General features: G+C 37.7%; 9 protein-coding genes. 4 read left to right on the top strand and 5 right to left on the bottom strand.

Features of this window, described 5'->3' with window-relative positions:
* Positions 1-338: 338 nt before the first annotated feature.
* The 3 genes from V7K89_RS30330 (at position 339) to V7K89_RS30320 (ending at position 7,584) form a co-directional block, all read left to right on the top strand.
* Positions 339-5,960: an AAA family ATPase gene (locus V7K89_RS30330; RefSeq protein WP_335193938.1), complete on the top strand. Its 5,622-nt coding sequence runs from the start codon at positions 339-341 to the stop codon at positions 5,958-5,960.
* Positions 5,961-6,161: 201 nt separating this feature from the next.
* Entirely contained in the window at positions 6,162-6,911 is a 750-nt protein-coding gene (gene rpaB, locus V7K89_RS30325; protein ID WP_335193945.1) for a response regulator transcription factor RpaB, read from the top strand.
* Complete coding sequence (locus V7K89_RS30320; protein WP_335193936.1) at positions 6,904-7,584, top strand: SDR family oxidoreductase; 681 nt, start codon at positions 6,904-6,906, stop codon at positions 7,582-7,584. The genes rpaB and V7K89_RS30320 overlap by 8 nt, the downstream gene beginning before the upstream one ends.
* A gap of 90 nt (positions 7,585-7,674) precedes the next feature.
* Here V7K89_RS30320 and V7K89_RS30315 read toward each other — a convergent pair whose 3' ends face one another.
* The 4 genes from V7K89_RS30315 to V7K89_RS30300 form a co-directional block, all read right to left on the bottom strand.
* Positions 7,675-9,213, bottom strand: a complete 1,539-nt coding sequence (locus V7K89_RS30315; protein ID WP_335193934.1) for a flavin-containing monooxygenase — start codon at positions 9,211-9,213, stop codon at positions 7,675-7,677.
* Positions 9,214-9,229: 16 nt separating this feature from the next.
* Positions 9,230-10,870 carry a tryptophan halogenase family protein gene (locus V7K89_RS30310; protein ID WP_335193932.1) on the bottom strand — a complete coding sequence of 547 codons (1,641 nt, stop codon included), beginning with the start codon at positions 10,868-10,870 and terminating at the stop codon, positions 9,230-9,232.
* Between the two features lie 55 nt (positions 10,871-10,925).
* Complete coding sequence (locus tag V7K89_RS30305; RefSeq protein ID WP_335193930.1) at positions 10,926-11,639, bottom strand: hypothetical protein; 714 nt, start codon at positions 11,637-11,639, stop codon at positions 10,926-10,928.
* A 438-nt stretch (positions 11,640-12,077) separates the two neighbouring features.
* Positions 12,078-12,278 carry a hypothetical protein gene (locus V7K89_RS30300; protein WP_335193947.1) on the bottom strand — a complete coding sequence of 67 codons (201 nt, stop codon included), beginning with the start codon at positions 12,276-12,278 and terminating at the stop codon, positions 12,078-12,080.
* Here V7K89_RS30300 and V7K89_RS30295 point away from each other — a divergent pair.
* Positions 12,231-12,449 (top strand): type II toxin-antitoxin system HicB family antitoxin, encoded by a 219-nt coding sequence (locus V7K89_RS30295; RefSeq protein WP_335193928.1) that lies wholly within the window; start codon positions 12,231-12,233, stop codon positions 12,447-12,449. The two genes, V7K89_RS30300 and V7K89_RS30295, sit on opposite strands and share 48 nt — an antisense overlap.
* A gap of 19 nt (positions 12,450-12,468) precedes the next feature.
* On the opposite strand, the gene V7K89_RS30290 is transcribed toward V7K89_RS30295, so the two are convergent.
* Positions 12,469-18,132: an alpha-2-macroglobulin family protein gene (locus V7K89_RS30290; RefSeq protein ID WP_335193926.1), complete on the bottom strand. Its 5,664-nt coding sequence runs from the start codon at positions 18,130-18,132 to the stop codon at positions 12,469-12,471.
* Between the last annotated feature and the right edge of the window lie 230 nt (positions 18,133-18,362).

Genomic DNA, 18,362 nt, shown 5'->3' with positions numbered 1-18,362 from the left:
GATCATAACTGTAAGGGTTTGCCATACGAATGCAGAAATCAATCACTTCTCTATATATTCTACGTCCTAACTAAGATGGCGACTGCTATAAATTCTTGCCTTGTTATACGCGGCATAGTTTGTAAAATGTATTTTGCTAAGACCATGAAGTTTTATAAATATATTCTCTACCTCTACATACAGTCAAATAAATATCTACTATACTTACAATTTGCTATAAATTGGTGATTAATACACTTAATTTTTAGCACATCACAAAATCGCCCTACTCACTGATAGTAGTAACTCTATTCTGGGTATACTAAACCATAGAAAGAAAATTATCATAATTAGATGTAATGTTAATAGAATCAAAGGAACCATTTATAATACTTGGCTATCGCATTACTCAGCAATTATATTCAGGTAAAAAAACTTTAGTTTATCGGGCTATAAGAGAAAAAGATCAGCAATCAGTTATTTTAAAATTGATGCGTAATGAAGATCCTGGTTCTGCTGAAATTAATCAGTTTCAAAATCAATATACCATTATCAAAAATCTGGAAATTCCAGGTATAGTAAAAACAATAAGCCTAGAGAAATACAACAGTAGATATATTATAGTAATGGAAGATTTTGGGAGTATTGCCCTTAATATCTGGCAGCAAGAAGAGCAGAAAAAAGGAAAAAATTCTGTTTCATTGAGTGAGTTTTTTGATATTGCCATTGAAATTAGTGCAACTTTGGAACGGCTACATCACCATCGGATCATTCACAAAGATATTAAACCTGCTAATATTTTGATTCATCCGATAACAGGTCAAACCAGGCTCATCGATTTTAGTATTGCTACTCTATTACCAAAAGAAATTCAATTTCTCACAAATCCCAACGTCCTAGAAGGAACTCTAGCTTATATTTCCCCTGAACAAACAGGACGCATGAATCGAGGTATAGACTACCGTACCGACTTTTATTCCTTAGGTATCACCTTCTTTGAACTCCTGACAGGGCAGTTACCCTTTAGTACCACTGAACCGATGGAGTTAGTCTACTCTCATATTGCCAAAGAACCGCCAAAAGCCAGTTATATTAACTCCAATATTCCCACAATTTTATCTGATATTATCGGCAAGCTGATGGCAAAAAATGCCGAAGACCGATATCAGAGTGCTCATGGACTAAGGTATGACTTGGAGAAATGTCAAAACCAATGGCAAGAGAAACAAAATATTACAGTCTTTGAGTTAGGAAGTCGAGATATCTCAAATCATTTTATCATTCCTGAAAAACTTTATGGTCGTCAAAGAGAGATTGAAATTCTACTTACTACTTTTGACCGTGTGACAAAGGGAAACACGGAAATGGTTTTAGTCTCCGGTTACTCAGGGATTGGTAAAACTGCTGTGGTGAACGAAGTCCACAAACCCATTGCTAAACAGCGTAGTTACTTCATCAAAGGAAAATTTGATCAATTCCAACGTGATATCCCGTTGTCAGGATTGGTACAAGCTTTGCGGGATTTAATTGAGCAAATACTCTCCGAAACAGATGCCCAAATTCAACAGTGGAAAACCAAAATTTTATCGGCCTTGAGTACGCAATCTCAGGTAATCATTAATGTAATTCCTGAACTTGAAATAATTATTGGCAAACAACCTGTATCTGCTGAACTTACTGGTAGCGCTGCTCAAAATCGCTTCAATTTATTATTTCAGAGATTTATCCAAGTGTTCTCTACTAAAGATCATCCTCTGGTGATCTTTTTAGATGATTTGCAATGGGCTGATACGGCTTCCTTAAAGTTTATTCAATTATTAATGAATGGAACTTCTTCTCGTTTTGCTAAGGATACAGAGAATATATCTGAAAGTAAAAGTAGTTTACTACTCATTGGCGCCTATAGGGATAATGAAGTTTCAAATCTACATCCGCTATATTTAACACTACAAGAAATTGTTAAAAGAGGAATAATAATTAATACAATTAAACTCTTACCTTTAAATCAGATTGATTTAAATCATCTAATTGCTGATACGCTGCATTGTCCAGAAACCATTGCTGTACCTCTGACTCAAATGGTGTTTTTAAAAACTAAAGGAAACCCCTTCTTTGCATCTCAATTTCTCAAATTATTATATGATGATGGATTAATTGAATTAAGTTTTGATGCTGGTCATTGGAAGTACGATATTACCAAAATTCAAACTTTATCTCTTACAGACGATGTAGTAGAGTTTATGGGCATACAAATAGAAAAGCTGCCCCAAAATGTACAAAATGTATTAAAAATATCTGCTTGTATTGGTAATGAGTTTGACTTAAAAACATTGTCAATTGTTAATGAAAAATCTGTAATAGATACTTTATCTGACTTATGGCAAGCATTACTTGAAGGATTGATTATTCCTCAGAAAGATGGTTATAATTTTGCACCAGAAAATGATAGACAACTATTAAGCCTTTCAACTAGAGAATTAGAAAATTTATCAACGACTAATTCCCAACTCCCCAGATATAAATTCGTACATGACAGAGTTCAGCAAGCAGCTTATTCTTTAATTCCCAAAGACCAAATTAAGCAAATGCACTTAAAAATTGGGCTACTTCTCTTGAAGAATACCCCAGTTGCTGAACGGGAAGAAAATATTTTTGAGCTTGTCAATCATTTAAATATTGCAGCTGAATTTATCACCCATCAAGCTAAACGTAATGAGTTAGCTGAAATGAGTTTAATTGCTGGACGTAAAGCTTTAATATCAACAGCTTATTCTTCGGCACTTAAGTATTTAACTACTGGAATTGAGCTACTAGCAGATGATAGTTGGGATATTAAATATAATATTACCTTAGCTTTGTATAATACGGCAGCAGAAGCCGCATATCTCAATGGTGATTTTGAATTTACAGAAAAATGTGTCCAGGTTGTGTTTTTAAAAGCGAAAACTCCACTAGATCGAGTGAAAGCTTATGAAGTTGAAATACAGTCTTATGGTGCACAAGGAAAAGAACTGGAAGCTGTCCATATTGCAAAAACCTTTTTGAAAACTTTAGGAGTAGAGTTTCCGACAAATCCCAGCCAAGCAGATATTCAGTTAGCAATAGAGACAACATCTGCAAAATTGGCTAATAGATCCATTCAAGACTTAATTGAACTACCAGAAATTACAGAAGCGCAACCACTAATAATCATGCGTATTCTATCTAGTACAATTGGTCTTGCTTATACAGTTGCACCGGAATTATTACTATTTATTATTCTGAAACAGATCAATTTATCAATCAAATTTGGTAATTCTCCTTTGTCTGCTTTTGCGTATGTGATGTATGGAGTAATGTTGTGTGGGGTAATAGGAGACATTGATTCTGGATATAAATATGGGAAACTAGCTGATAATTTGTTGCCTAATTTCCAAACAAGAGAAGTAACTGGCAAGGTTATGGAAACATTTAATCATCTTGTCAGACATTGGAAAGAGCATCTAAAGGAAACATTGAAACCTTTACTTGAGGCTTATACGATTAATCTTGAAGTAGGAGATATGGAATTTGCAGCTTATGCTCTTTATGGTTACTCTCAACATGCATACTTTACAGGACAAGAACTAATAAAACTTGAACAAGATATAGAAATATATAGCAAGACTATTAAGCAAATAAAGCAAGAAAGAGTATTTTATTGGAATGAAATATTTCGGCAGACAATCTTGAATCTTCTCGGAGATGTTCAAAATCCGCAGATTTTAATCGGTGAAGTCTATGATGAAGATAAAATGCTACCACTTCATCTGAAAGCTAAAGATGGAGTAGCACTTTTTTTCCTATATTTCTGCAAACTTCACATATCTTATCTGCTGGCTAATTACTCTCAAGCTCTTAAAAATACAGTCATGGCAGAAAAGTACTTATATGCTGGTGTCGGTATGTTCGTGACTGCTCAATTTTATTTCTATGATTCATTGACACATCTAGCAGTATATTCTGATTTCGATGAATTTGAACAAAAAGAAGTCCTTCATAGAGTGACAGAAAATCAGAAAAAAATGCAAAACTGGGCAGTTCAGGCTCCCATGAATCACTTGCATAAATTTTATTTAGTAGAGGCGGAACGACATCGAGTTCTTGGTCAATATCTTGAAGCGATAGATAATTATGAATATGCTATTTCCCTTAGCAAAGAAAATGAGTACATTAACGAAGAAGCTCTTGCTTGTGAATTAGCTGCTAAATTTTACCTCGAATGGGGTAAACAAAGAATTGCCCAACTATACCTCACTGATGCCTATTATTGCTATGTTTGCTGGGGAGCATTAGCCAAAGTTTATGACTTGCAAAAACGCTATCCTCAATTACTTTTCCCCATGATTCAGCAAGAAGAACTTGGCTATTCCCACTATGAAAAAAATCTACCTGAACTGAGCCTACACCTATCTACACTTAGCAATAAATCTACTTTGGTGACTAATGAAACTGTCATTGGCTCTAACACTAGTATTTCTTCAGATATGTTAGATTTGGGAACTGTCATTAAAGCTTCTCAAGCAGTGTCTGGAGAAATTGAATTAAAGTCGCTCCTTTCTACTTTAATGGAAGTTGTTATGGAGAATGCCGGAGCTTCTAAATGTGTACTTGTATTGAGTGAAGCTAATAACTTAGACTTAACTGTTGCGGCAATTAGTTCTGGTTACACTTTTAGAGATCCTCACACAGATTTTTTATCTATTCCTTTAGAATATAGCGATTCTGTTCCTATTTCTTTGATTAATTATGTCAAACGAACTCAAGAAATCTTAGTAATTGATGACATTAAAGCGAAAGCTTCTTTTGCAGTAGATAGTTATATTAACCGTGAGGAACCAAAGAGCATCTTATGTATTCCGATGCTTAATCAAGGTAAATTGCTGGGGCTGATTTATCTAGAAAATAACTTAACTACAGGAGCATTTACACGCGATCGCCTAGAAGTTCTCAAGCTTTTAACTATCCAAGCTGCAATTTCTTTACAAAATGCTATTCTCTATAATAATTTGGCTGAGGCGAATGAACAATTGGAGGAATACAGTCATATATTAGAGGAAAGGGTGGTAGTAAGAACAGCAGAACTTAATGAGAAAAATCAGCATCTGCAAGAAGCACTAGAAGAATTACAAAGTACCCAAAGTCAATTAATCCAAAGTGAGAAAATGTCTTCATTAGGGCAAATGGTAGCGGGAATTGCCCATGAAATTAATAACCCGATCAATTTTATTCATGGTAATATTACTCACGCAAGTGACTATGTTCAACAATTGCTAGATTTGATTAATATTTATCAGCAACAATATCCCCATCCCTCAGCAATAGTGGAGCAAAAAATTGAGGAAATGGATGTACAATTCCTGAAAGAAGACCTCCCAAGGGTTCTCGATTCTATGAATGTAGGAAGTTACCGTATCCGAAATATTATTCTGAGCTTACGTAATTTCTCTCGTCTAGATGAATCGGAAATGAAGCCTGTAAATATTCATGAAGGCATCGACAGTACCTTAATGATTTTGCAGCACCGACTCAAGGAAAAGAGCGCTCGCCCAGAAATTGAGGTCTTTAAACAATACGCACAACTACCGAATGTTATTTGCTATGCCGGTCAACTCAACCAAGTGTTTATGAATATTTTAAGTAATGCGATCGATGCTTTAGAGGACTACAACTATGAAGAAGATTCTCCCAGAAAAAATCCTCAGATTCATATTCGTACTGAACTAGGAGAAGTAAACACGTTGAAGATTCGGATTGCTGATAACGGTTATGGTATGACTGCACAGGTGCAGCAGAAAATATTTGATCCATTTTTTACCACTAAGGCAGTAGGAAGTGGTACAGGGTTGGGGTTGTCAATTAGCTATCAAGTGGTAGTGGACAAACACAAGGGTCAGTTAAGCTGCAAATCAACTTTGGGAAAGGGAACTGAGTTTGTGATTGAGATTCCAATGCAACAGTAAGACAAGCTACCGTTGCTGAAAAATTTGGCGTTACATAATGGCGGTATGAATCATTGCAGAACTGGAACATCCTAAATAGATGGCTTACAGCGATCGCTTCTTGATCATTCTCTAGAAGTAAAGATTGTTTTGGGTTTTTGAGCCTTAATAAGCGGATAATGAAGGTTTAAGAGTTCTCACCGTCGGGGAGGATTGACAAACTTGTCAGGACATAAAGGAAAAATCCTGGTAGTAGACGATGAAGCCAGCATCCGCCGGATTTTGCAGACACGTCTTGAGATGATTGGCTACGATGTAGTAAAAGCAAAGGATGGCGAAGAAGCTTTGTTAGCTTTTCGTCAAGAAGCTCCAGACTTAATAGTTTTGGATGTGATGATGCCAAAACTGGATGGTTATGGTGTCTGTCAAGAAATACGGAAACAATCGGATGTACCAATTATCATGCTTACAGCTTTGGCAGATGTCGCAGAGCGAATCGCTGGACTGAATATAGGCGCTGATGACTATATGACGAAACCTTTCTCACCCAAAGAACTAGAAGCTCGAATTGCCTGTATACTTAGGCGACTTTTACAAAAAACTAGTGTCAATATCATTGATAATTCTAGCCTAATCCATCTGGGCAATCTCAAAATCGATACAAGTAAGCGGCAAGTCTATAAAAATGAGCAACGCATTCGTTTGACAGGTGTGGAATTTAGCTTGCTAGAGTTATTGGTTAGTCATTCTGGAAAAGTTTTTTCCCGATTAGAAATCTTGCAGCAACTATGGGGCTTTGTACCAGAGATTCATACAGATACCCGTGTAGTAGATGTGCATATCTCCCGATTGCGGACAAAAATAGAATCTGACCCAAACTTGCCAGAGTTGATCGTCACAGCAAGAGGTAGTGGTTATTTTTTCCCACGAATTATTTCTAAGAGAGCAGGAATAGCAGAAAAATATGACTAAGCTCATCTTAATTACAGGTATAAGCAAAGGTCTAGGTTATGCGATGACCGAGGGTTTTATTCAAGAAGGACATACTGTTATTGGTTGCGCTCGTTCATCAGATGCTATCGATAAAATACGCCAGAAGTTTAGTGCGCCCAACGATTTCACATCTGTAGATGTGACAAATGAACAGCTTGTAAAAAAATGGGCAGAACACGTACTTCAAAAATATGAACCGCCAGATATAGTGATTAATAATGCGGCAATTACTAATTACCCAGCACCTTTATGGGAAATACCATCTGAAGAATTTTCTGATCTAATAGATATCAATATCAAAGGAGTAGTGAATATAATTCGCCATTTCGTACCAGCAATGGTAAAAAACAAACGGGGTATTATTGTTAACTTTAGTTCTGGCTGGGGACGTTCTACTTCTGCCCAAGTTGCACCATACTGTGCTTCCAAGTGGGCAATAGAAGGATTAACTCGTTCTTTGGCACAAGAATTGCCGACTGGTATGGCAGCCATACCCCTCAATCCAGGGATTATTCATACTGATATGCTCTCTATTAGCTTTGGAGAAGAAGCTGCTAATTATACACCTGTGTCCGATTGGGTATTGAAAGCTGTGCCATTTATTCTCAAGTTAAAACCAAAAGATAACGGGATTCCCTTGACTGTACATTAAAGAGTGAATCTCAATTGCGATCGCATGACCCTTCGGTTGCTGACCCGTCACTCAAATTATTATTGAAGATAACCTGAAACCATTGCGTCTCTACACTTCACTTGCCGCGATCGCAAAATCATTGAGAGATGGATGTTGTTTTTGTTTTGCTTGTAATTCCTTGCCCAGATGCTTGTAGGCAGATGGATCAATTGGCATCAGAAACTCCCCAACCAAGTTTCCTGGTTGACGGCGGCTACTCAGACCCATATCCTGAAGCAACTCATCAATGTAATGGAATGTAAAAGGAGTTACACATGCGCCACTGACGAAAGCATAGGGTCTATCTTTCTTCCTCCATTCCAACTCTGCTGTTACATCCTCTAGCATCTGTTGCGGGGATGGTAAAGGTAAATTTCCTTTGACATACTCTGATAACCACCTAGCACCAATTTCTGCTGATAACTGGGCACAGAAAGTATAGTTATAACCAACAAAACCCATCTGTGGAATATGGGGGTGAATAAGATGGCGGTAAAGATGGATAGTGCCTTCCTGATCAAATACGTGTCTATGGTATTTCTCTTCTAAAAAAGGGATATCCTGAAGAAAACCTGTGCCAAAGACAACAACATCTGCCTGTATTTTCTTGCCGTTATCCAATTCGATGCCACTAGCAAAAAACTTGTTGATCTTTGTCTTAACAGCACGAATTTTACCTGCGCGTACATATTCAAAAAAGCCTTTAGGCACTAAGCCGATACTACAACCAATCAATTTGTTCATCGGTTGTTTGGGCACCATTCCACAAGCATCAAGGGGAAACTGTAAGCGCAAGATAGTCTCATTTAGCCGCCAGAATGCCCACACTAGTGGTTTGCCAAAACTATGCAGCCACTTTTCCCATCCTTGAAGTTTATGATAGGGCATCCAAATTTCTGCAAACCGAGTCAGGAAAATATACTTGATGTTCAACATACCGAGAAAAAAGTTGGGAACTTTCCACAGCGCTTGACGGAAGACAAGGGTACATTCCTTGGCCTTACTAGCTGCGAGATTCGCCAAATCGGTGGCTGACTTGCCAAAACCGACAACAACCACTCGCTTGCCCTCAATTATAGAGCCGTCATTAAAGTCGTTAGTATGTATTACTTGACCTCCGGCAGCAATGAACTCTTCCATCCCCGACAAGTTAGGAATGTAGGGAATATCATAAGTGCCATTGCATACAATCACAAAGTCGAACTCGTAATTTTGTTTTCCGATCTCCTTACCATCTTCTTGAAAGCTAACACTAACTATCCATCCAGGAGCATTTGCTGATTTGCGCTTTACTTTAGTTACTTTTGCACCGAAGTGAATTTTTTCTGTGACACCGAAGTGTTGGGCATAGGATTCAAGGTAAGCGCATATTTGCTCTCCTGAAGGCCATTCTGGATAAGAGGCAGGCATAGGAAAGTCTGAGAAAGCATAGGTATCTCTGGGATTTTGAATCGACAGTCCTGGGTAAGTTCTCGATCTTTCCCACACACCACCAAGTCCTAGCCGTTTCTCGAACAATGTAACTTCGTAACCTTCCTCAAGAAACGTCTTTGCTGAGACTAATCCGCTGACTCCAGCCCCAATCACGCATACTTGTTTCACCGTCATCTTGGGTTCTCCTAAATTATGAAATTAGTGCAGGAATCTGATATAAGGGATCGCTAACCACACTCAGATACTCCGACTGTTCTTGTGACTTCATTACATAAGTTAAGTATTCATACTGAGATGGTAAAGTTGAAGTTAGGTAATTGGCTCTTTCCTTTATTTCCATAAATGCAGCCTCAGCATTGTGATTTCCGATATGTTCTAAGATGGGAAGACTACTTTCAGGCATGTAATTTAGCCCCAGCAACATTACCGAATAAGAGTAAGACTCAAAGCCGTGGTATTTCGGATTAATAGTCTTATTGCTTGGCAGTCTATTTTTCCATAACCTTAATTTTTCTTGTAGTTCTTCTGGAACTTTGATATTGTTCTTAGTTGCTTTCCAGAACTCTGTGTTGGTGCGATCGCTAGCATAATAATGAAGTGTCAAAAATTCTCGCACACCATCTATGCAGTCAGCGACAACTTTGTTATAGCTGTGAATTAGTTCTTGATTGAAAGACTTGCTGGGAAAGTGGTTAACTAACTCTTCAATTCCATGTTGAATGAAGAAGATACCAGTAGATTCTAGTGGTTCCACAAATCCACTGGAAAGGCCAATTGCTACACAGTTTTTCACCCATGAGTTTCTGTTACGTCCAATCCGCATCTTGATATGAGAGGCTTGATGATGATCGGCAGCGGCTCCCAGATGCTGGCGAAATTCCTGTTCTGCATCCTCAGCAGAAATAAATGCACTCGAATAAACATACCCAGTACCATTTCTGCCATACAAAGGTATATTCCAGACCCAACCAGACGAAAGTGCAGTTGAGGTAGTGTAAGGGTTGATGCCATCCTTTTTGATATCAGTTGGTATCTGCATTGCAATCGCGCGATCGCACAATAGTGAATCTGAATAAGAAATGAATGGCTCACCAAGCGCTTTGTTGATCAAAAGACCACGGAAACCAGTACAGTCAATAAAAAGGTCGCCACTGAGAATGCCATACTCTTTGGTTGTAAGACTATCTATGCTCCCATCCTCAGTTAACTTAATATCCACTACATCATCAACAATTTGCTTCACTCCCCTTTCCATTGCATAATCTTTCATGAATCTTGCGAGTAGATTCGCATCAAAATGATAGGCATAGGGGTACTGAATTTTTAACTTATCCAAGATATTTTTCTTGGCGATATACTCTTGAGAAAATTCATTTTGAACTTTGTGATCGAAGACTTTACCATCTAAATACCTCGGCGATCGTTGACGGTCACACAGCCAAGGAATTAAAAAGCAAGCATAATCGAATGCTTCTTGGTCTTTCTTCATTTTCAGCCACCATTCAGAGATATCAAAGCCGTCAATTACCTCATATCTTTGGAAAGGATGGTAGAAGTGTTGCCCCTTCGCATTCCAGTTGACAAACTTAATTGCCATCTTATATGTGGCATTACACTTTGGCATCCATTCATATTCTTGTAACCCAAGAAAATCAAAGAATATTTTGATGGTACTAAAAGTTGCTTCTCCAACACCAATTTTTGTGATGTTAGATGATTCCACCAGAGTAATATTAATATTTTTATCTAGTGCTTTACTTAAATAAGCTGCCGTCATCCAACCGGCTGAACCACCACCAACAATTATAATATTTTTTACATACTGTAACATAGTTGAAGTTCCTATTTTTGTATGGAAGTCAATTTTAAAAAGCTTGCTTAATAACTTATGCAGTTTTCAATTGCTGTTCAATTTTGTGGGTTTCAGCATATACCAAAAGCTCATTTGTAAATTGTGTGAAAATTGTAAATAAATTCTCAACTAATTCATAAGCTTCTTGTCGAGTTGCTTCTGATAGTTGAATATCTTGTAAAAATTGCTCTATTCCAGATTGACTTGTCATGTGACCAGTTTCAACATTTAGATGGAAATCTGCAAAATATCGGCACGGCTTTTGGGTAATCGCTTTAATTTCTTTGCCAATCTCTGCCGCTGTTGAAAACATTATGTTACCTGTCGCTTCAGTAACTTCAATAACTATGATTTTCTGAATAGGAGTTGCTTGTGAAGTATATCGATAGAGTTGATAATTTAAACAGCGAGCATTCTTAGTTTCTTCACTCCAAAGGAATTTTAATGCATCACTAAATTTTAATAATTTGTCAAGTTCTAGGTTTTTCAAATCTTCCAAAAACCACAACCAATGATGGTCATCTTCATAAGTATGCTTGTTAATTAATGCCTGAATTGGATCGTTTGTTGGTTCTTCTCGCAAAAAATACTTATTAAGTTCTCCAAAATTCATAATAAAATGAGCAGCACATGGTGCCCAAGCTAACCTTTGTATAGGATTTATACTTTTGTTTTGCATAAAACTAAATAAGGCTAATTGAGCATATTCTTGTTTTTTTTGTTCAATTAATGTTAGTATTTGTTGCATTTTTTATTACGCCATTTTCAATCTTTAAGATTAGAATAAAAGTAACTTTCCTACTTTGTTGTAAAAATGTCTAATTTGTTATATTCCCATACAGTTTAATTAAGGGTTTGTGGATAATTAATCTTTTAAGACGCGGTAAATCATGTCTCTGCATCAGAGTTTTGGGCTTATCTGAACTGTATTGTGTTATATCGTATTGAGACTAACGCTAAATTGTAACCAGCTAATTTACCGTTATTATTTTTACTTTAACTTCAATATCTCTATGTAATAAACGCAGCTTTTACTTAAGTATGCTTGTTAAAAAATGGTCTTATATGAGCGTTTCTTTTGCCCAGAAAAACCAAATTAGTTAGTTAAACCTTAATATTTAAAAATAGGCTCGTATATACTTGGAAAAACTTTTAGATTTGCTGCTGCAAAATAAAGTATTAATAATTACTTTATATACTTCAGTAGCAGTGTTAACCCAGCAGTACGCCCAAATTCTTCTAGTACATATTGCAAATGTACTTGGGCATCAAACCAATAAAATGCACCAGGAGTCATAGAACAGACTAAGTAATGGAGGCTATAAACTTCTGATTCTAGGTGGTAGGGATAAGCGATAATGCGATCGCTTTTTTGTTGCGAATACACGTCCGTGTTCCCTCACTTCCTGGCTGTATCAGTGAAGGAGAAACTGTGGAAGAAGCATTAGAGAATATCCAGGAAGCAATAGAACTTTACCTTGAACCATTGGAAGATGAGTTGATTACTCAAGAAGGCAAGGTCTGTATAGACTTGGAAAGATTTTTAGATTTGTTGTAGCCAAAGATGGCATAAATAATTACTTCCCATCTTCCAAGATTAATGTAGACTCAGCAGTTCGCCCAAATTCTTCTGGTGCATATTGCAAGTGAACTTCTGCACCAGGCCAAGAAAATGTACCAGGAGTAACAGAACGTACTAGATAATGGAGGCTATAAACTCCTGGTTCTAGGTGGTCGGCGTAGGCGATAATGCGATCGCGGTACACATTCTTAAAACCAAGTTCCCAGCTATCGGCTTTTGCTTGTAATGCAGCGGTAGCAGTTTGAAAACTTGCATCCACCGCCTCAAAACCTGATGGTAGCGGATCTTTTATCACCAGATGATCTACAGGATGGTCGGCGATGATTTCTAAACCAATATCAAGCACCTGTCCAGAGGCTAAAGTCAAGGGTTTATCAAAAGCGTAAAGACCTGTTTTTTGCAAAATTTTCTCTTTATTTACTTGACTAATTTCTCGTGTTATACGTAGTCCGTTAAACCTGCCTGCTTGATTACCTTGCAAGCGATAATTATAAGCAGCCAGATAATATAAAGTGCCATTACCTGATTTTTGCAGCGTTAAATCATTACGACCACGAGGTAATTTATTCATCGGCACATTTAGCTGTAAGCTAGAATTTTGGTAGCCATTAAACCGATTTTCTCCTAACTTCTTACCAGCTAATTCCACTGTGGCAACAAAATTAGGTGGTGTGGGTTGCAGTTGACTATAATCTACCAAAGCTGTTAAAGCTTGGGCATTATCATAGTTAGTTTGCCACGTACTATTCCGTCGTAATGCCAGAAGACTTTGGAATAACTTATCTATAACTTCGGGTTTACTTTGTTTGGCAATAAATAAACGTAAAGCTTGCGCTTGTGTCGTGGTAGATGAACTCATCCATCCCCAACTACGTGGTAAACTTACAACTGCTGTGCGGCCAGTTTCATAAATATTTTGTTGCAGCTTGTTCACTAACTGTTGAGATTCATCTTGCCATTCTGAGAATTGAGGTAAGTATCGCGCTAGTTTAATTTGAGTTGCTACATCAAAGTTATTGCGCTGTTCATAAATATCTGCGAGGAAAGTATTGCGTTTGTCTCCCAATTGTGCTAAAGAGATTAAAGCATTAAGTTGCAGTTGCCTTTTACAGAGTAGTTGTTTGCAAAAGTCGTATTCTCCGGGGTTTGCTAGAACTTTTTGTAAATAAGTTTTCAGGCGAGATACCATTGCAGAATCGACTAAATTAGGAAATACCTGACTAGCTTTAGCCAAAGATTCTCCTGTATAAGAAGAAACCCAAGGGTCAGATTTTTCTTGTCCGGGGAAAGCAGCAAAACCACCATCGGCTATTTGGAGTTTTTGTAATTTTTCAATTGCTTGATTAGCTTGTTGGCTAGGATTAAATTCTGCCAAGTTCTGACCATATTTTTGGGCAATAATTTGCAGATTTGCCGCAATTATTAACTGACTCGCCGCCGGTTCTGTAAACGGTAAATCATCATCTAAAACTTGTTTTGCTGGCGCTTTAATTTCTGGAATCAAAGTACTCGCCAACTGAATATCTAAACCCCCCGCATCAGAGAAGGTATTTTTATCAACATTCAGGGGAATCTTCACCTGTTTTTCAGTGACACCAGATTCAACGACTTGTTCTGTAATTTCAATTGGCTTTATTTCCAAAGGTATTTCAAAAGCATCTGCGGCTGTACCATTTAACTGAGTGTTAAAGCGAACTTTACCCACTCCGACGCTATCCGCCAGCATGGGAAAGCGATAAGCATGAGTTGCAGATTCAGCTTTGGTTTGCAAAGAAGTCGCTGTGGGGTTTTTATCAGCAAACTTCACCGTACCACTAAGTTCGCCATTAATTGAGAGATTTCCTGTATTCCCAGTGTTGTTAGTTACAGATAAACCAGCGAGGATGCGATCGCCTGGGCGGGCAAACTGTGGCAAAATGGCATTAGTGAGTAGTGGCTTAGTGGTGATAAACGTTGCGTCTCCATTCCCAAAACGCAGATTTCCATCGGTAGCGACAGCCATCACCCGCCATGTAGTTAAATCATCCGGGAGTTTAAAGGTTATCTGTGCATTCCCATTTGCATCGGTAAGCACAGAACCGTTGTAGTAAGCTAAGGCTTGAAAATCAGTGCGAGTGCGAGTATTGGCTGCACCAGTTGAGAAACCACCGCCATAACCCCAACCTTTGGGTTTCGCTACATCTTGGGGTTGTAATATAACATCTGGGCGATTATCACTAAAGCGGGTAGATATTGGCTGTTCTGCATAAACTGTATGTACCAAATCTGGTGGACGATAACCAGAAAGTTGTAACACCGCTTCGTTTACCACCATGACTGTAAACTGTCCTTTGGTGGGGTTTCCTTGATTGTCCTTCAGTTCTAGTTGTACTGTTTCCTCTGCACCAGGTTCTAATGATGCTTGCGCTGGTTTAACTTGCAGTTTTAAATACTTATCCTCCAAGTTAACTTTAAAAGGTGTAAAACCAATCTTCACCAAGTTTTCTAAACTTCCCGCTTCCACTTGATTTATGGGTTTACCTTGTCTTACTAAGACAGCTTCAATGGCTGCATTTGGTAGCATTTCTGGAGTGACTTGAAACTGAATTTGTGGTGCGCCTCCCTGAACTTTGGTAATTTGCTGATAAAGGGGTTTATCTTTAATCACAGCAAAGTATAATTCTGCATCTGGATAGGGAGATTGTATTAGTGCAGTAGCAGTTTCACCAGGTTTGAACTCTTTTTTATCTAGTTTAACTTCTAAGACATCTTCTCTAGAACCCCAAAATACTGGATTTTCTCCAGTTGCCCAAATTTGTAAATCTGTGGCACTTAATTCACTTTTGGCATCGCTAAAATTAACTCTAATCCGATATGAGGCGGATTCCGGCGCTGTCAAATTTACCGATTGCGGATTACTCGCAGATGTAATTTCTGCTTGTCCCACTGTTTTATATTCAACTTGATTTTTCGGTGTTCGGCTACCTTCCACCAACTGTGTGACGCTGCTATATTTAATCTGTTGTAATTCCAGACGCACCCCTTGACCTGTGATTGGTTTTCCTGTAGGGTCAGTAACAATCACTTCAAGAGGAAAAGGCTTACCAGCATCAGCGATGAAATTACTTTTTAACCCAATGAGGCGATTACTCGGTAAGGCTGTAAATGTTTTAGAATTCGCTACAGAAAGATTGGAAACATCTGCAACTTGTACATCCACTTGGTAAGTCATCGGATATGGTAAATCATTTGCCACATTCACAGTTTGACTACTTTTACCATTCGCATCTAGTTGGGCATTAGTTTGCAATACATCACTAGATATAGTAGGCGTTTCCTCTGGCCATAACCATTGTCTACCAAAAGTAAATCCTTCCCAACCTTTAGGAACAAAATCAGCCTGCTGGCGAGTGATAAAATATTTTGCTTCTCCACCTTCTACAGGCGCACCAAATAAATAATTACTTGCAGCATTAATATTCACTTTCTCGTCAATGTATGCAAATTCTTTATCTAAATTGAGTTCAACTTTAAAATTAGGTGGTTTAAACTCAGCTACTCGAAATTCTCCAGAAATTTCTTGTCCATTTTTACCTTTCGCCTGGATTGTATAGTAACCTAAGCGCTGAGTAGTTTTGATTGGTAGTTCCAGAGAAAAACTGCCAAATTCATTTGTGGTTTGCGTACCTAAACTGGTTTTTTGTCCATCGGGATTTACCAAAGTTAATTGGTAAGCAGTATTTTTATATTGCTGAATTGCACCATTTTGTAAAAAGTCCGTAAAACCAGTTAACCAGGCTTTTTCGCCTGGTTGATATAACTGTCTATCTGAGAAAATTACCCCGCGTGATTCTGGCTTACTATCTTGCCAACCTGCGTCGATGCCATATCCATAAACACCGCTATATTCTTCAGTTATAGCGAAGGCCCAATCTTGATTTTCACGGGCAATTACTAATAGTTGTGGTGATTTACTAGAGCTTTCATTACCAGAATAACATTGCTGTATTCCTTCACGAACAATTCTAAAAATTCCATGTTCATCAGTTTTACCTGTTGTACAAGGTAAAGGTTCGGGGCGAGATTTTGCTTGTAATTTTGATTGATAAATTTCGATAGCGCCATTTTTAACTGGCGAACCATCTGTAAGATGATTGACGCGAATTAACCCTGACTCAGGAAACCATTGAGTAAACACGCCCAAATTTGTCAATTCAACCATGCCATAAGTCGTAGGTTCGCGCCACAGTTCCTTACCATTCTCTTGATATTTATTAGTGCGGGCTTGGACTCCATAAGCTAACATTCCCGTAGCTGCACTTATTTTTTCTCGGAGAGGAACAGCAATATCAACTGATTGATTTTTCTTAGCCGATACCTTAAAGCTTTGCCATTCAGAAGGTTGTGGTAATAAATCACTACTATTATTAAAATATACTAAATCTGTCGGTTGAACTACTCGATAAGCTGCTTTGTATTTGGCTTCTGGCAAATTTCCCGTACTAATATTTAGCTGTAAATCTTTACTTGTAGGGAAAATATTCAAATCTGATGGTACCCAAATATCCCCAGCTAAATCTCCAGTATCATATTTAAGTGTGACAGGTTTACCCAAAATTTGCCCAAACTTATCTTTGAGATTTCCGCCGATAGTAATTGTATAAGTCTTAGCAGGTTCTAGCGCATAAGGATTGATACCAATAATTTTATCTTCATCATTAACTTGGAGAATTCTCGAAATCTCTTTTGGTGCTGGATTAATGGAAATATTTTCTTTAGCTGAATCTGGCAATAAAACATTATTAAATTCTAGCTGCGGACTACCTTTAATAAATCTTCCAAAAGTTCCCCCTGCATCTGGCTGTCCGTAAAAGTTAATTTTCTGAAATGCCAAAGGTGAATAAGTTGCTAACTTCGTGGCAAATTCTTTCTCTGTAGGTATATTGCCATAAGCAGGACGTATTCCTGGAGAAAATACCAAGCGATAACTGGTTGCTTTTTCGAGATTTTGCTGTGGGATGAGGTTATAAATCCAATTGCGTGCTGAAGGGTCAAATTTTTCTAAAGGGTCTTCTTCATTTTTTAATGGTTTTTTTTCTTTGTTTAACTCAACTTTAAAACCTATATCTTTATTTTTACCTTCAGTAATTAACTGTAAATGTTCTTGTACAGAAGCTAAATTCAATTCGACATTTGATGTAAATTGTAACTTTTGTTGTAAATCAATTGGTTCGATATCAGCCTTTTCAATGGGATTGACACCGGGTAAATTAGTGAATTTTATTGATTCGGTGTTGAAAGTCCAAGGTAAATCTTTGTCTAGGCGATGATTTTTTAAATCGGCTAAACCTGCTTTGAGAGTGACTTGAAATCGTGTCGCTATTGGTAATGCTTTCTCAGCTTGAAATCCCACCATCCGCGGTGTTAAAAAGCGAAATTGACCGGGTAAAGGCGGCCAAAGGGCAAATTTTTGTAATAACTTCTGCTGTTCTGGACTATCAAGACTTTCAACTGGGATTAAAGCTTCTTTAAAACGAATGCGGATTTGGTTGAGGGGTTTTGCATCTCCAATGGGACTTATTTGTTCAATCCAGTCTGGTAATTTTGGTGGTGTGAGTGAGGAAACTGTTGGAAGTTGTTCTTTACCTGAATTGATACCAAAGAAATTACACCCTGCCATCCCTAGTATAAATGTAAATATAAGAAGAAACTGTATTGTTCTCTTTCGGCTTGAAGAACGCCCAATTTTTTTTAAGTAACTGCTAATAACCTTAAGAACGCGATAGATTATTTTCTGCTGGAAGCGCAGTAAAACTCTGATAATCATCTTTCTAGTAATTAAAAATAAAAAGTTTATGAACTATAGCAAATAAAAATTTGCATTCTCTGATAGAATGGGCAATGCCAAGA

Source organism: Nostoc sp., from assembly GCF_036917515.1.
Classification (GTDB): domain Bacteria; phylum Cyanobacteriota; class Cyanobacteriia; order Cyanobacteriales; family Nostocaceae; genus Nostoc.
Note: the sequence above shows the minus strand (reverse complement) of the source record. Positions and strands in the feature narration are given on the sequence as shown.

What these genes read in the sequence shown, in the direction of transcription:
- V7K89_RS30305 (WP_335193930.1), bottom strand. Translation starts at nt 11,639, where the DNA reads ATGCAACAAATACTAACATTAATTGAACAAAAAAAACAAGAATATGCT.
- V7K89_RS30320 (WP_335193936.1), top strand. Translation starts at nt 6,904, where the DNA reads ATGACTAAGCTCATCTTAATTACAGGTATAAGCAAAGGTCTAGGTTAT.
- V7K89_RS30310 (WP_335193932.1), bottom strand. Translation starts at nt 10,870, where the DNA reads ATGTTACAGTATGTAAAAAATATTATAATTGTTGGTGGTGGTTCAGCC.
- V7K89_RS30290 (WP_335193926.1), bottom strand. Translation starts at nt 18,132, where the DNA reads ATGGCAGGGTGTAATTTCTTTGGTATCAATTCAGGTAAAGAACAACTT.
- V7K89_RS30330 (WP_335193938.1), top strand. Translation starts at nt 339, where the DNA reads ATGTTAATAGAATCAAAGGAACCATTTATAATACTTGGCTATCGCATT.
- V7K89_RS30315 (WP_335193934.1), bottom strand. Translation starts at nt 9,213, where the DNA reads ATGACGGTGAAACAAGTATGCGTGATTGGGGCTGGAGTCAGCGGATTA.